The 16,515-nt window shown below is 27.0% G+C and carries 17 protein-coding genes; all 17 read left to right on the top strand.

The window, feature by feature from the left end; all coding sequences use genetic code 11:
* The first annotated feature begins 45 nt into the window (after positions 1–45).
* The 17 genes from nadE to prmC all read left to right on the top strand — a co-directional run bounded on the left by nadE (position 46) and on the right by prmC (position 16,515).
* Entirely contained in the window at positions 46–753 is a 708-nt protein-coding gene (gene nadE / locus RWJ08_RS03080) for an NAD(+) synthase (RefSeq protein ID WP_313961035.1), read from the top strand.
* Between the two features lie 2 nt (positions 754–755).
* The gene (locus RWJ08_RS03075; protein ID WP_009355148.1) at positions 756–1,499 is read left to right on the top strand and encodes a YebC/PmpR family DNA-binding transcriptional regulator; all 744 of its coding nucleotides are present in this window, start codon (positions 756–758) and stop codon (positions 1,497–1,499) included.
* 1 nt (position 1,500) lies between these two features.
* Positions 1,501–2,133, top strand: a complete 633-nt coding sequence (locus RWJ08_RS03070) for a TIGR01906 family membrane protein (protein ID WP_313961034.1) — start codon at positions 1,501–1,503, stop codon at positions 2,131–2,133.
* An 8-nt stretch (positions 2,134–2,141) separates the two neighbouring features.
* Positions 2,142–2,900 (top strand): prolipoprotein diacylglyceryl transferase, encoded by a 759-nt coding sequence (lgt, locus tag RWJ08_RS03065; RefSeq protein WP_313961033.1) that lies wholly within the window; start codon positions 2,142–2,144, stop codon positions 2,898–2,900.
* Positions 2,901–3,173: 273 nt separating this feature from the next.
* Entirely contained in the window at positions 3,174–3,611 is a 438-nt protein-coding gene (gene mraZ / locus RWJ08_RS03060) for a division/cell wall cluster transcriptional repressor MraZ (RefSeq protein ID WP_313961032.1), read from the top strand.
* Between the two features lie 11 nt (positions 3,612–3,622).
* Positions 3,623–4,555 carry a 16S rRNA (cytosine(1402)-N(4))-methyltransferase RsmH gene (gene rsmH, locus RWJ08_RS03055; RefSeq protein WP_313961031.1) on the top strand — a complete coding sequence of 311 codons (933 nt, stop codon included), beginning with the start codon at positions 3,623–3,625 and terminating at the stop codon, positions 4,553–4,555.
* Between the two features lie 13 nt (positions 4,556–4,568).
* On the top strand, positions 4,569–4,934 hold the full coding sequence (locus RWJ08_RS03050; RefSeq protein WP_009354459.1) for a septum formation initiator family protein: 366 nt from the start codon (positions 4,569–4,571) through the stop codon (positions 4,932–4,934).
* Between the two features lie 29 nt (positions 4,935–4,963).
* On the top strand, positions 4,964–7,387 hold the full coding sequence (locus RWJ08_RS03045) for a penicillin-binding transpeptidase domain-containing protein (protein ID WP_313961030.1): 2,424 nt from the start codon (positions 4,964–4,966) through the stop codon (positions 7,385–7,387).
* Positions 7,388–7,404: 17 nt separating this feature from the next.
* Positions 7,405–8,376 carry a phospho-N-acetylmuramoyl-pentapeptide-transferase gene (gene mraY, locus RWJ08_RS03040; RefSeq protein ID WP_009354730.1) on the top strand — a complete coding sequence of 324 codons (972 nt, stop codon included), beginning with the start codon at positions 7,405–7,407 and terminating at the stop codon, positions 8,374–8,376.
* 13 nt (positions 8,377–8,389) lie between these two features.
* Entirely contained in the window at positions 8,390–9,715 is a 1,326-nt protein-coding gene (murD, locus tag RWJ08_RS03035; protein ID WP_313961029.1) for a UDP-N-acetylmuramoyl-L-alanine--D-glutamate ligase, read from the top strand.
* 71 nt (positions 9,716–9,786) lie between these two features.
* Entirely contained in the window at positions 9,787–10,818 is a 1,032-nt protein-coding gene (locus RWJ08_RS03030; protein ID WP_255260942.1) for an FtsW/RodA/SpoVE family cell cycle protein, read from the top strand.
* A 1-nt stretch (position 10,819) separates the two neighbouring features.
* Positions 10,820–11,929, top strand: a complete 1,110-nt coding sequence (gene murG, locus RWJ08_RS03025; protein ID WP_313961028.1) for an undecaprenyldiphospho-muramoylpentapeptide beta-N-acetylglucosaminyltransferase — start codon at positions 10,820–10,822, stop codon at positions 11,927–11,929.
* 2 nt (positions 11,930–11,931) lie between these two features.
* Entirely contained in the window at positions 11,932–13,440 is a 1,509-nt protein-coding gene (locus RWJ08_RS03020; protein WP_313961027.1) for an FtsQ-type POTRA domain-containing protein, read from the top strand.
* Between the two features lie 80 nt (positions 13,441–13,520).
* Positions 13,521–14,576: a cell division protein FtsZ gene (gene ftsZ / locus RWJ08_RS03015; RefSeq protein ID WP_293439060.1), complete on the top strand. Its 1,056-nt coding sequence runs from the start codon at positions 13,521–13,523 to the stop codon at positions 14,574–14,576.
* Positions 14,576–15,022 carry a transcriptional regulator NrdR gene (gene nrdR / locus RWJ08_RS03010; protein ID WP_009354837.1) on the top strand — a complete coding sequence of 149 codons (447 nt, stop codon included), beginning with the start codon at positions 14,576–14,578 and terminating at the stop codon, positions 15,020–15,022. The genes ftsZ and nrdR overlap by 1 nt, the downstream gene beginning before the upstream one ends.
* A gap of 186 nt (positions 15,023–15,208) precedes the next feature.
* A complete protein-coding gene (locus RWJ08_RS03005) occupies positions 15,209–15,700 on the top strand; it encodes a hypothetical protein (RefSeq protein WP_313961026.1) in 492 nt (163 codons plus the stop codon).
* A gap of 14 nt (positions 15,701–15,714) precedes the next feature.
* Entirely contained in the window at positions 15,715–16,515 is an 801-nt protein-coding gene (gene prmC, locus RWJ08_RS03000; RefSeq protein WP_313961025.1) for a peptide chain release factor N(5)-glutamine methyltransferase, read from the top strand.

Below are 16,515 nucleotides of genomic sequence, written 5' to 3'. Positions count from 1 at the left end.
TATTTTAATATTTTATTAATAATAAAGATTTTAAGGAGGTGTATTATGAAAGAAGTTGTTGATAAACTTGTTGAATGGCTTAGGGATTCTGTTAAGGAAGCTAATTGTAAAGGTATTGTATATGGCCTTAGCGGTGGAGTTGATTCAGCTGTTATTGCTGCGCTTTCAAAACTAGCCTTTGATAATGAATCTTTAGCTATTATGATGCCAATAAATAGTTCTTTAGAAGATGAAAAAGATGCTAAGTTGGTAATAGATAAATTTAAACTTAATGCAATTAAGGTTGACTTATCTAAGACTTATTCTATTTTTGTAGATTCTGTTGAAAAAGGGGATAATTCAATGGCTTATGCTAATGTTAAGCCAAGACTTAGAATGACTACTTTATATTATTATGCACAACTAAAAAGATATTTAGTAGTTGGAACAAGCAATAAATCAGAATTTACTGTTGGATATTTTACTAAATATGGGGATAGTGGTTCTGATCTTATGCCACTTGTAGATTTTACAAAGAGAGAAATTTTTGAACTTGCAAGATTTTTGGGTGTTCCCGATAAGATAATTCAAAAGCCTCCAAGTGCAGGGCTTTTCGAAAATCAAACTGATGAAGATGAAATGGGATTTTCCTACGATGATTTAGAAAAATTTATAAATAATGAAAAATTAGATAAAAATATAGAAGAAAAAATAAAAAGAATGGTTAAAATTTCAGAACATAAGAGAAATTTTGCTAAAGGATTTAGGAGGTAATTATGTCAGGACATAATAAATGGAGTACGATTAAACATAAAAAAGGAAAAGAAGATGCAAGAAGAGGAAAAATATTTACAAAACTTGCTCGTTATATAATTGTAGCAGTTAAAGAAGGAGGAGCAGACCCTGAATATAACCCAGCTTTAAAAACTGCGATAGAAAAGGCTAAAGCTGAAAATATGCCTAATGATAATATCGAAAGAGCATTAAAAAAAGCTGCTGGAGATGGAGATGCAAGCAACTATGAAACTATAATTTATGAAGGTTATGGTCCTGAAGGAATTGCTGTTGTAGTTGAATGTTTAACAGATAATAGAAATAGAACAGCTGCAGATGTAAGACATGCATTTGATAAACATGGTGGCAATCTAGGGCAAAATGGGTCAGTGCTATTTATGTTTGAAAAAAAAGGTGTTGTTGTTATCTCAAAAGATCAAGCTGAAGAAGATGATTTAATGGACTTTGCTTTAGAAAATGGTGCTAGTGATTTTGAATCTGATGATGAAGTTTATACAATTTATTCTGAAGTTTCTGACTTCATTACTTTAAGAGATGCTTTACAAGAAAAGGGATATACTTTTAGTGCTTGTGATTTAGAATATGTTCCAAGTAATAATTCACAAATTTCAAATCCTGATAATATTAAGAAAATGGTTAAGATGATAGATCAACTTGAAGATAATGACGATGTTCAAAATGTTTATCATAATTGGGATATACCAGAAGATTTAGATGTAGAATAATATGAAAAAAATATTTGCTTTTTTGATTTCTTTAAGCATAATTTTGTTTATTTTATTATATTCAATAGATTTTATGGCTAAGGATATTTCTTACTATAATAATTTTCATAATGAATATAAAATTGATAAAGAGTCAGGACTTTCTAAAGAATGGATAGAAAGTGCAAGTAATTCTCTAGTTGAATTTATTAAAAATGGTGATAAAGAAGTATTAAAAAATCATTTTAATGAAAAAGAAATTTCTCATATGGAAGATGTGTATAAACTATTTAAACTTGATAGGGTTGTTTATACATCTTTATTTATAATTACTTTGATAGTATTTATATATAAATTAATAAAAAATGATAAGTTATTTTTTAAATATATTAGAAAGTATATACTCATAGCATATATAACTGTAATTTCTTTTTTAGGAGTCTGTTCTATGTTTTTTTCTGAGAGTTTTATTTATTTTCATAAGTTGTTTTTTAACAATGATTTATGGCTTTTAGATTATAAAACAGATTTAATGATAAGAATTTTACCGGAAGAATTTTTCTTTGTCTTATTTTTAAATGTACTTGTATTATCTACAATATGTATTCTTTTAATTTATATTTTTCTTAAATTTAAAGATAATAAGTATAGTTAGGAGGAAATATGGAAGTAAAAATTGATAGAGTTGCTTTTTCTTTATTTGGAATTGATATAATGTGGTATGCAATTATCATCTGTTTTGGTATTATGGCAGGACTTTTTGTAGCAACAAAAAACTCCAAACTTAGAAATATTGAAGAGGATGAAATTTCAAACCTTTTGCTTTTTGCTTTACCTATTAGTGTAATTGGGGCAAGAATATATTATGTAATATTTGAATGGGAAAGCTATAAAGGCGATTTTTTATCTATAATTAATATAAGAGAAGGTGGACTTGCAATATATGGAGCTGTAATAGCTGCTGTTATTGTAGTTTACTTTTTTGGTAAATATAAAAAAATTGATTTTAGAGATTTAGCTGATGTTTGTGCTCCAGGATTAATACTTGGTCAAGCAATTGGAAGATGGGGAAATTTTATTAATCAAGAAGCTCATGGAACTGAAACTACTTTACCTTGGGCTGTTATTATAGATGGTAAAAAATATCATCCGACATTTTTATATGAATCAATTGGAAATTTTCTAATTTTTATATTTTTAATGATATATATGAGAAAATATCAAAAGAAGAAAGGTGAGATTATTTTGCTTTATGCAATTTTATATGGAATTGTAAGATTCTTCGTAGAAGGTTTGAGAACTGATAGCCTAATGTTTTTAGGATTTAGGGTTTCTCAAGTTCTATCACTTGTTGGTGTAATTGTTGGAACCATACTTTTCTTTTTGAATAGAAAATATGGAAAGGACATTGATAATTTATAATTTATTACTTTAAAAAATTTTTTAACTACATAGATTAAATCTATGTAGTTTTTTTGTGAAAAAAATACTAAAAAAACTAAAAAAAATAGAAAATTCACTCCACTTTTTTATAGCTTTTTTAAAATTATTGAAATTTACACATTTCTTTGTGATAAGATTTATAAAAATTTTCAAAAAAAGGGTTGCAAAATATGAAAAAATGGTGTAAAATATAAGTGTAATAAAAAATGTGGGTTAATATGGAGTAAAATGGAGTTACAATTTTAGGGGGTGATGGCATTGTTTATTGGAGATTTTCCACATACTTTAGATGATAAAGGCAGATTAATTATGCCATCAAAATTCAGAAATGAGTTAGGGTCTAATTTTGTAGTAACTCGAGGTCTTGAAGGCTGTCTATTTATATTTACGGAAAAAAAGTGGACTGAATTTACAGAACAACTTAATTCAAAAGGTTTTAGCAAAAAAGATGTTCGTTCAATTACAAGATTCTTTTGTAGCTGTGCAATGAATGCAGATTTAGATAAACAAGGGAGATTTTTAGTAAATAAAAATTTACGTGAATTTGCTGAAATTGAAAGAGATGTTATGATTATCGGTGTTTCTGACAGAATTGAAATATGGTCTAAAGAAAAATGGGATGAATACAGTGAATCAGAATATAGTGACGATACTATTATGTCTGAAAGATTTGATGGTCTTGATTTTTAAGGAAATTATTTATGGAATTTAATCATATACCTATAATGTTAGATGAAGTAATAGATAATTTAGATATTAAACCTAACGGAATATATGTTGATTTGACTGTTGGAGGTGCTGGGCACTCAACAGAAATTTTAAAAAGAATAAAAAATGGAAAACTGATTTGTGTTGATCAGGATGAAGAAGCGTTGGTAGTTGCCAAAGATAGACTTTTAAAGATTTCAGATAATGTTTTATTTTATAAAAGTAATTTTGAAAATTTTAAAGAAATACTAGATTATTATGGAATTGATAAAGTTGATGGCGTTTTATTAGATATCGGTGTTTCTTCTTATCAAATAGATAATGGTCAAAGAGGTTTTTCTTATATGATAGATGCTCCATTGGATATGAGAATGGATAGAGATCTAAAAAAAAGTGCATTCGATGTTGTGAATTATTATAGTTCTGATGAATTAGAATATATTTTTTACAACTATGGCGAAGAAAAATGGACAAAAAGAATTGTAGAATTTATTGTTAATTATAGAAAAGAAAAGTTAATAGAAACTACTTTTGAATTGGTTGATATTATCGAAAGAGCTATTCCAAAATCTGTTAGAGCTAAGGGAGGACATCCTGCAAAAAGAGTTTTTCAAGCAATAAGGATTGAGGTTAATAGAGAATTAGAAGTAATAAAGAAAGTTATTCCAGATATAGTAGAAAGACTAAATAAAGATGGTAGATTATGTATTATAACTTTTCACTCTTTGGAAGATAGAATTGTTAAGGAATCATTTAAAGAATTGGCAAGAGGTTGTATTTGCCCTAAGGAATTATATGTTTGTGTTTGTAATCACAAGCCAAAAGTAAAAATCTTAACAAAGAAGCCTTTGGTGCCTTCCAAAGAAGAAATGAATGATAACCCTAGATCGAAAAGTTCAAAATTGAGGGTTTGTTCAAAAATTTAGGAGGATGATTTATATGAGTATGGCTCAAGTAAAATATATGAATGTTTCAGGCGAGAGAATTTCGGAGAAAAATAAAAAAGCCTACGGAATTACCAGAGAATCCAGTTTATATAAAAATATTACACTTTTTATATTCACTTTTATTACATTAACTTTTAGTGTAGTAATTTTATATGGATATCTAAATATTGCTCAACAAAATAGAATGATAAATACACTTAACTCTGAAATTCGCTCGTTAGAAACAGAAAGAGATGATAATTATATGAAACTTGAGCCTTATAAATCTGTAGATAGAATTGCAAAGATTGCAAGACTTAATTACAATATGGATTTTCCTAAGAAGGAACAAGTTAAATATTTGGATAAGATTGATTAATTTCTTAAACTTAGACAAGGGGAGTTTAAATGAATAAAAAGAAATATAGTATTAAAAATAAAACAGTCTCTTCTCGTTCGGCTGTTTTATTTTTTATTTTTATCATACTTTTTAGTGTAATAATTGTTAAATTGGCATATTTACAATTATATTCAAAAAATAAATATAGTGTTGAACAATTTAAAGATTCTGTTAGTTATACACCTCTTGAGGCAAAAAGAGGAACAATCTTTGATAGGAACGGGAATACTTTAGCTAAAAGTATTAGTGTTTATAATGGATATTTTTCTACTCTTGATTATAACCGTTATAAAAAATCTAGTGGGAAGATTAAAGATACAGAAACACAAAAACTAGATAAAATCTTTGAATTATTACAATTAAATAAAGAAGAAATTATAGAAAAAGCTGATCAATATAACAATTTATTGATACAAAAGAATATTACAGAAGAACAAAATTCAATTATAAAATCTAAAAATTCAATTATAATTAGTGTTAATAATAATAGAGAAGTTTATTTCTCAGTATTAGAATATGATAAGTTTAAACAATATTCACAAAAGGCTAAAGAAGCTGAAGAGAAAAAATTAGATGAAATTTTTGCAGCTCTTGAACTAGATAAGAAAAAAGTTTTTGACAGAGCTGATAGAGGAACGAATTTTAAAATAAAAAAGAGTATTAGTCCTGAATTGGCAAAAGAAATTAAAGAAATAAATTCATCAATAATTAGTGTTGAAATTGAACAAAGTAGAAACTATATAGATGGAACTTTGGCACCTTTTATTGTTGGTCATGCAAATGAAAACGGTGGACAAAGTGGAATTGAAAATTATTTAAATGATTCTCTTTCAGGAACTGATGGATCTAAAAGAGTTATTAGAGAAAGTCTTAATAAGTCAGTTGAAGATGTTGTTGAGGCAAAAGATGGTAAAGATTTATATTTAACTATTGATAGTACCATTCAAAAATATGTTTCAGAATATGCTAAGCAATATTATGATCAAGAAAAACCTATAAAGATGAGTGTAATTGTTTCAGATGTTACAAATGGGGATATTTTAGCAATGGATAGTTATCCAAAATATGATACCAATAATCCTAACGTTCCTCTTGACGATAATACTCTTAAAAGTTTTGAAAACTTAGATGAAAAAGAAAAGTTAAAAAAGATATTTTCTATGTGGAGAAATCCTGCTGTAAGTGATGCTTATGAACCAGGTTCTGTATTTAAACTTATAACAGCATCTTCATCTTTAGAAGAAAAGACAGATACTTTAGATTCAACTTTCTTTTGTAATGGATTTATAAGAGATATACCAGGGGTTACTCTTAGATGTTTTAATTGGCAGAATCCACATGGAAAAGAAACATTTACTGAAGCCTTAGATAATAGCTGTAACCCAGCTTTAGTTCAAATGGTTAGACATTTAGGAAGAGACAAGTTTTACAGATATATAAATGGTTTTGGATTTGGAACTAAAACAGGAATTAATTTACCTGGAGAATCTAATGGACAAATTCCAAAGTCTGTATCCGATATAGGAGCGGCAGAACTTGCAACAATGAGTTATGGGCATGGCATTTCCGTAACACCTATTCAAATGATTATGGCTGCAAATGCAGTTGTTAATGGAGGTTATTTATTAGAACCTCAAATCAACATTAAGAATGTTGAAAAAGATGAAGATAATAAAATTAAAGTAAAAGATAATGAAGCTATCGTTAAAAATCAGATTATCTCAAAAGAAACAAGTGACAAAATGAGAGTAATCATGGAACATGGTGTAACAAATGGCATCGTAAAAAAAGTATATTCTAATAATGTAAGAATCGGTGGAAAATCTGGTACGACAATAAAAGCGGTAAATGGTAAATACGATGATCAAAAGACAATTGCTTCATTATATATAGCTTTTCCAATTGAAAATCCAAAATACAGCATTTTAATTGTATTTGATGAGCCAAAGGTGAATGTAGGTGGTACAAGTGCGTGTGCTCCTTTGGCTAAAAAATTAGCAGAAGAAATTGCCGAATATAAACAAATAACTAAAACAAATGATAATACTGGAATCGTTAAAAGAACAAAAGTTCCAGATGTTAAAGGTCTAACTTTAGAATATGCATCCGAAATTTTAAAAGGACAATTTTTAAATTATAGTGTAGAAGGTTCTAGCTCACCAAAATCAATTGTGACTGCTCAAAGTGAAGAACCAGAAAAGAACTTAGTTGAGGGTAGTACAGTAAATTTAACTCTATCGGATGATGAAAAGGAAAAATTGTTAGTTGTTGATTTTTCAAAAATGAATTATGATCAAGCGATGGATGTTGTAAATAAAATGGGATATAAATACAAAACTTCAGGTGGCAAAGGAAAATTCGTCTCCTCTAATAAAGAAATTGGAAGTTATATTTCAAAAGACGAAGAGCTAGTTTTAACCTTTGAAGATTAATTTAGGAGATGAAATAAATGAGAATAACAAATTTTACAATATGGAGTATTTTAGTTAGTTTTTTTCTAACAATTTTTATAGCAAAAGTTTCTATTCCATATTTAAGAAAATTTAAACTGGGTCAAAATATTAGAGATGATGGTCCGCAAAGTCATTTGTCTAAAGCAGGAACACCTACAATGGGTGGAGTGTTTTTTGTAATTGCAATAATTCTTACAACAGTTTGTTTAGGTAATTTTTCTAAAGAAGTATTTGCAGTATTGATTGGAATGTTAGGTTTTACATTAATAGGATTTTTAGATGATTTCTTTAAACTTATTATGAAAAGATCATTAGGTCTTACTGAAATTCAAAAATTAGTAATTCAATTTGTAATAAGTATAGCTGTAATTATATTCATAGAGAAGGTAGTAGGAACAGATTTAAGATATCAATTAATTCCTTTTGTAAAAGGTGCAGTTAATTTTGGATGGTTTATTTATCCTATATTAATTTTTGTAATGATAGGAACGGCAAATGCAACTAATTTAACAGATGGATTAGACGGTCTTTCATCTTCTGTTTCAATTCCTGTGTTTTTAGGACTAGCTGTTATAAGTGCATCAAGATTTCCGAGCGTTGGGGTTTTCTCACTAGTATTTATGGCAAGTTTAATGGGATTTGTTATGTTTAATTCTTATCCGGCTAGAGTATTTATGGGAGATACTGGCTCTATGGCTTTAGGCGGTGCAATAGCCACAATATGTATATTAAATGGAATGATTTTTTATTTACCTATTATTGGTGGAATATATGTGATGGAAGCACTATCAGTTATCATTCAAGTAGTTAGTTATAAAACTAGAAATAAAAAAAGAGTTTTCTTGATGAGTCCGATACATCATCATTATGAATTAAAGGGATATAAAGAACCTCAAATTGTTACAGCTTTTGCAGTAATCAGCGGTCTATTGTCAATTATAGCTGTCTATCTTTTCTTTCGTATTTAATTAGGAGTGTTTTATGGAAATTTTAAATAAAAAAGTTTTAGTTATTGGATTAGGTTTATCAGGAATTTCAACTATAAAAACACTGTGCTCATTAAATGCGGACGTTTACTGTTATGATGATAAGGAAAAATCAGAATTACAAAATGTTTTTGAAAATCTTGAAAGGTATAATTATAAATTCATAAAAAATTATAAAGATTACACATTTGATTTTATAGTTAAAAGTCCCGGAATTAAACCTTCTAATGAAATAATAGAATATTTTACTTCTAGAAAAGTTCCTGTTTATACTGACTTGGAATTAGCATATACACTATTTCCAAAAAGAAAAATAATTGCGATAACTGGGACAAACGGGAAAACTACTACAACAACTTTAGTTGGGGAAATTTTTAAAACTGCAAATATTAAATCAAGAGTGGTTGGAAATATCGGAATAGGAATGCTTTGGGAGATTTTTAATTCAGATGATGAAACTGTAAATATTATAGAAGTTAGCAGTTTTCAGCTACATAATATTGAAAATTTTAAACCTTATATTGCTTCTATAGGAAATATTACTCCAGATCATATTGATTGGCATGGAAGTTTTGATAATTATATAGAAGATAAATTAAAAATATTTAAAAATATGGATAAAAATGGAAATCTTATTTTAAATATTGATGATGAAATTTTAGGTAAGATTAATGTAGAAAATACTAATGTAACAAAAATTTCTTTAAATAATAAAAATGCAGACTTTTATTTAAGTGAAAATAATTTTTATCACAATGATAAAAAGCTATTTTCTATGAAAGATTTAAAAATTTTAGGAAAGCATAATGCTCAAAATGTTTTAATTTCTTTGGCAATCTGTTATAATTATGGTATAATTATGGATACCATAATTTTTGCATGTAAAAATTTTGTTGGCGTTGAACATAGAATTGAGTTCGTTAGAGATTTTAATGGAATAAAATTTTATAATGATTCTAAAGGAACAAATGTAGATTCAACTATAAAAGCTATTGAGGCTTTAGAAAAACCTATAATATTAATTTTAGGTGGTTATGATAAAAATGTTGATTTTAATCCGTTATTTGAAAGTTTTAATGGAAAGGTAAAGGCATTAATTTTAGTTGGAGATACAAAATATAAATTTTATGATACTGCAAAGAAGAATGGGTTTGAAAATAATATAATTGTTAATGATTATAAAGAAGTTATAGAAAAATGTATTGAAATTGCTGAAAGAGGTGATAATGTTTTACTTTCTCCTGCTTCTGCAAGTTGGGATATGTTTAAAAGCTATGAAGAAAGAGGAAATTTATTTAAGAAGTTGGTAAATGAATTATAATGAATAAATATGATAAATACACTAAGAAATTAGTCATGGTTGTACTATTTCTACTTCTGTTTGGAGGTATAATGGTATTTAGTACAAGTTGGCCATATAGCTATAGACTAAAAGGAAATGAAATAGAAATAATAAAAAAGCATACATTATTTGTAGCTTTATCTATTATATCGATATTTATTTTTTCACAAGTGAATATTTTGAAATTAAAAAAATATAGTAAAATAATTTTTATATTAGTTTTTTTAATGGGTTTTTTAGTGTATTCTCCAATAGGAATTAATGTTTATAATGCGAGAAGATGGATAAAAATAGGACCTTTAACATTTATGCCTTCTGATTTCATGAAAATTGCATCTATAATGTTAATGGCATATATTATTGATAAATATAAAAATAATTTTACTTTTAAAAATGTATTTTTTAAATATTTAGTAATTGTTGGGTTAGCATCATTCTCTGTTATGATTCAACCTGATTTTTCGAATACATTGATAATTATAGGGACTATAACAGCTATGTATATAATAGCTGGTATGGATAAAAAGGCAATAATGTTTTCTGGACTTGGAATATCTATTGCGAGTTTTGGAGTAATATATTTATTAAATTCAGGATATAGTAGAACTAGTAGAATTCAAGCTTTTATAAATCCTTTAAAGTATAGAGATTCAAAATCTTGGCAACTTATAAAGTCTCTTTTTGCTATAACAAATGGATCTCTTCTAGGTGTTGGTTTAGGAAATGGAAGACAAAAGTATACTTTATCAGAAGCTCATAATGATTTTATTTTTGCAACTATTGCAGAAGAATTTGGATTTATAGGTTCTGTGTTCTTAATTGGAGTATATATTTACTTGGCATATTTAGGAATAATGATTTCAAGAAATATTAAGAACTTATATGGAAGAATGGTAATACTAGGAATAACATTTTCAATAGGATTACAAACATTAGTCAATATTGGAACAGCTACTGGGTCAATTCCTCCAACAGGAGTAACTTTACCTTTTGTAAGTTACGGTGGTTCATCATTGGTTATGACTTCAATAATGATTGGAATTATTCTAGGAATTGTTAGACATGATACTAAAGGGAGATAATATGAAAGTTGTAATATCAGGAGGCGGAACAGGAGGACATATATATCCTGCTGTTGCGATAATTGAAGAATTAAAAAAAAGAGATGAAAATATAGAAATTTTATATATAGGTTCTAAGAACAGTATGGAAAGTGAATTAATTCCAAGTTTAAATATAAATTTTAAATCAATTGAAGTAATGGGATTACCAAGAAAAATTAATAAAAAGTTTTTTAAATCAATTTTTATTCTGTTTAAAGGACTATCACAAGCAAAGAAGATATTGAAGGAGTTTAAACCAGATATTGCAATAGGAACAGGGGGGTTTGTAACAGGACCAGTTTTGTATAAAGCTCATAAACTTGGAATTTATACAATATTTCACGAACAAAATAGTTATCCTGGAATAACTAATAGAATCTTATCTAGATATGTAGATTCAATGGCTGTTACATTTAAAGAATCAATAAAATTTTTTAAGAATAATGAGAAATGTGTAGTTACTGGAAATCCAATTAGAAATAGATTTCAAAATTTGAATAGAGAAGAATCATTAAAATATTTTGAACTTGATGAAAATTCCAAGAATATTTTTTCTTTTGGGGGAAGTAACGGTAGTGAAGAGCTTAATAAAGCAATTTTAGGAATTTTAGATAAATTCTATGATAATAATAAAATTTCTTTAATTCACGTAACTGGAAAAAGCAATTATGATAAATTTTTAGAAGATATAAAAAATAAAAATATAAAATTAGGAAAGAATGTAAAAATTTTGCCGTATATGATTGAAATGGATAAAGCTTATGGAGTTTCAGATTTGGTTATAACAAGTTCTGGAGCAATAACATTAGCTGAAATATCAAAAATAGGCTTAGCAAGTATACTAATACCAAAAGCATATACTACAGAAAATCACCAAGAATTTAATGCAAGAGCGTATAAAGATATTGGTGCTGCTGAGCTTATACTCGAAAAAGATTTAAATTCCAATTTATTATGGGAAAATATAGAAAAAATAATTTTTGACAATAATAAACTTGAACAAATGAAAGATAGTGCAAAGAAGTTAGCAACTCCTAATGCAGTAAATGATTTTGTTTCAATTTTTTATGATAAATTTAAAGGGAGATAGATATGGCTGGAGATAACAGAAAAGGTAAGAAGCCTAAAATATTTGTAAAGAGTAACAATTCTGATAGTTCAGTAAATGATGAATTTTACGAATATGATAAGTTAAAGGCTAGCAGTAATGTTTTGGATGAATCTTTTTTTGAAGATTTCAAAAGTGTAGATTTTGAAAAATTAAATTACGAGAAAGAACATCCTGTTTCTGAAGAAATGGGGGAAGACACTTTTTCTTCTAATGATAATATTGAAGATGAAGTTATTCAAGAAATTCCTGAAAAAGAAAATATGGCAGAAAATGAATTTCAAAGTTCTAGCTATTTAAATTTGAATGATACTAATTCAGATAAACAAGTTGAGTTAGAAGACAATGATGATTTTGGCAGTCTGGAATCCAATGAAAGCATTACACAAAAAGAAGCATCTGAAAATCTTTTTTATGATGAAGAAAATGGAGAAGAAGGTTCAATTTTTAAACAATATGAGATAGCTAATACAGAAGAATCAAGTAAAGAAAGTAATTATGAATCATTGTTTGAAACTAGTCAAGTTGTAGCTAATGAATCAGAAGATGATGACGACTTTGGAAGTATGGAAGAAAATAATACTGAAGAAGATGATGATTTTGGCAGTCTAGATAATGATATTGATATGACTCAAACTACTTATGTGAATGTAAATCAAAAGGCAAATTATTATGATGAAGTTATTGATAGACATAATGAATCAGAAGATAATGATGACGAAGAAGAAGATGATGATGAGTATTATATAGATAAAAAAGGTAATAAAAAGAAGAGAAAAAGAGGATTAAGACTTTTCTTGAAGTTTATGTTAACTTTTTTATTGGCCTGTGCAGGGATAATGGTTTATTTTGGACTTACTCATGATTTATTTAAGATTGATTATGTAAAAGTAGTTGGAAATGTAGCAAATGAAAAAGAACTTATAGTTTCTAAAAGTGGTGTAAATATTGGAGATAATATATTTTTAACATCTTCTAGTAAAATTGAAAAAAATTTAAAGGCTCTTTCAAATATTGAGAATGTAAAGGTTAGAAAAAATTATCCTAATATAATTGAAATAGAAGTAAAAGAAAATTATGTTAGTTCTTATATTAATACTGCTAGCGGGTTAACAACTATTGATAATTACGGTAAGGTAAAAGAGGTTGCAACTGACAATTCTAAGGCATCAGGAGCTCAGTTAAAGGGAATTTCAGAAACTGATTTAAAAGTTGGAGAAGATTTTTCAAATGATACTACTAAAGTTAAATTCTTAGTAGACATTTTGTCCAAAGAATATTATCCAAATGTAGTTAGTATTGACTTTACAAATGATAAAGAAATAGTAATCCAAATGAAAAATTCTTTAAAAGTTACATTTGGTGATTTAAATGATTATGCAAAAAAGACACAAATAATTGGAATTTTACTTAAGAAAATTCAAGTAGAAGGAATAAATGCAAAAGAAATTATATTAAATGTTGGAGATAATCCAATAATAGTAAAAAAATAGTGGAATTTTATTTAAAAATTTAGTATAATAACAGTGGTTACCTAAAAAATAAGTAGAAAAGAATATAGGAGGAAATTAAAATGGCATTTGAAATGGAAGTATGTGGAAGTGGCTTAGCTAAAATTAAAGTCTTTGGTATAGGTGGTGGTGGAAACAACGCTATCTCAAGAATGAAACAATCTGGTTTAAGAGGTGTTGATTTCGTTGCAGTAAATACTGATAGACAAATTTTAAATTCTATTGACATAGAAACAAAAATTCAAATAGGAGAAAAGTTAACAAGAGGACTTGGTGCAGGAGCTAATCCATCAATTGGAGAAAAAGCAGCCGAAGAAAGTAAAGAAGAAATAATGAAATCTCTTGAAGGAACTGATATGGTATTTATTACTGCTGGAATGGGTGGTGGAACTGGTACAGGTGCTGCTCCAGTAGTTGCTGGCATTGCAAAGGAAATGGGCGTTTTAACTGTTGGTGTAGTTACTAAACCATTCACATTTGAAGGTAAAAAAAGAGCTGTTCAAGCTGAACAAGGAATTGAAGCACTTAAAGAAAAAGTAGATACATTAATTACTATTCCAAATGATAAATTGATTCAAATTTCTGAAAAGAGAACAACAATGTTAGAAGCTTTTGCTATGGCAGATGAAGTTCTAATGAATGGTATTCAAGGTATTTCAGATTTAATTGCTATTCCTAGTATAATTAATTTAGATTTTGCAGATGTTAAATCAGTAATGCAAGATCAAGGTGTTGCTCATATGGGTATTGGTATTGCAAGTGGAGATAATAGAGCTGTTGAAGCTGCTAAAATGGCAATTAACAGTCCATTACTTGAAACTTCTATAGATGGAGCAAGTGCTGTTCTTCTTAATGTTACTGCAGCTAATGTTGGACTTTTTGAAGCTCATGAAGCTGCCGAATTAATTAGAGAAGCAATAGATGGAGATGCAAATGTAATTTTCGGTACAGGTGTTGATGAATCTCTTGGAGATGATATTAAGATTACTGTTATAGCTACTGGATTTGACCCTCTTGTAGCAGGTGGAATTAGAAAATCATCCGGTATTGAAAAAAAACTTGCATCAGATAAAAAAGATGATGGATTAGAGTTAGATATTCCAAGTTTCTTAAGATAATGAAATGTCCTAACTGCGGAGCGGAAACTACTAGAGTTCTAGATTCTAGAAATTCTATTGATAAAACTTATGTTAAAAGAAGAAGAGTTTGTGAGATTTGTGATTATAAATTTACAACATATGAGAAAATGCCTGAGTTTGTAATTTTTGTGTTAAAAAAAGATGGATCTAGACAAATTTTTTCTAGAAATAAAGTTTTTGCCGGTATAAAAAAATGTTGTGAAAAAAGAACTATTAAAGATAAAGAGATAGAGTCTGTTATAGATAATATTGAAAAAGATATTAGACAAAATTACAAAAATGAAATTAAATCTACTCAGATTGGGGAATTGGTTTTGAAATATTTAAAATCACTTGATGAGGTTTCTTATGTTCGTTTTGCAGCAGTTTATAAGGATTTTAAAGATATAAAATCATTTATGGAGTATTTACAAAAAGAATTTTAAGAGATGAATAAAAAATTCATCTCTTTTTTTGTCAAAAATTTTATAACTATATTTAAACATAATAATTAGAGTTTATGTACTTATTGTCAATTTTAATTTATTTTTTTTCTAAATTGTGATAAAATAATAGTGGATTAAGATTAATATTTTAATTTGTTTGAGACATAATTGTCAGGGGAGTATTTTATGAAAAAAAATATTAAAAATATTATTATAATAGTTTTTATTATAGAAATTATTGGATTAGGATTAATTACTTATAATTCAATTGTTGAAAGAGGAAGAATTAGAAAAGAGAGAGAAAAGTATTATATTGTTACAGATATAAATCATAATGATGTTTTAAAAATTGAAAAAAAATACCTATCTCCGCAAGAATTAAATAAAATAGTAATTACTAAAGTAGAAAATGATAAAAAATATATTATTGAAGATAAAAAATTAATGGATGATGTTATTTCAAAGTTAGAGTTTAATAAATTTGTTTCTGATTCTAAACTTACTATGGATAACGAAGATATAACAATATCTTTTGAAAGTAATAATAATATTCTTAGTATTATATTATCCTCTGAAGGTAGGACTGCTAGTTTAAAATATAATGATGCGTCATTTTTAATAACTGTTTCAGATGATTTTTATAATTTTATTTATGAGTTATATTCTAAAATTTCTTAGGATTGGAGTTTTCTATGGACATAAAAGAATTAATTGAAAAACATGGTAATTCTAATGAAAATTGGTTAATTTTAGAATTTTTAACGGGTAAAAAATCTGTTGAATTAAAAATGGAATTTACATTTTGTGTTGATTCTATATACAATGAATTTCTAGAAATAATAGAAAAAAGAAAACAAAATTATCCATTACAATATATATTTGGAAAATGGGAATTTTATGGTTTGGAGTTGTTTGTTGATGAATCTGCTTTAATTCCAAGATTTGAGACTGAAATTTTGGTTGATGAAATTTTAAAATTGGATTGTAAAAAGGATAAAATTTTAGATATAGGCTGTGGAAGTGGAGCTATAAGTCTTGCACTGGCTGATAATTTGAAAAAATCGTATGTTTATGGTATTGATATAAACAAAGAAGCTATAAAATTATCAAATAAAAATAAAGAAAAGTTGAATCTAAAAAATGTGGAATTTTTTGAAAGTGATATTTTTTCAAATATAAAGGAGAAAAATTTTGATATTATAGTTTCAAATCCTCCTTATATTGATGAGGTCGACATGAAAACACTAGAAAAAGAATTATCTTTTGAGCCTCAAAATGCCTTATATGGTGGGAAAGATGGATTATTCTTTTATAAAAAAATAATTTCGGGTTCTTTGGATTATTTATCTGCAAATGGAGTTTTAGCTTTTGAAATAGGATATAATCAAATGAAAATTATTTCTAATTTACTAATTGGAAATGGATTTGAAATTTTACTTCAAAAAAAAGATTTTGCAGATTTTGATAGAATAATAATAGGTAAGAGGAGATAA

It is taken from the genome of uncultured Parvimonas sp., assembly GCF_963524015.1.
Classification (GTDB): domain Bacteria; phylum Bacillota; class Clostridia; order Tissierellales; family Peptoniphilaceae; genus Parvimonas.
This window is presented reverse-complemented; position numbering and strand designations above follow the sequence as displayed.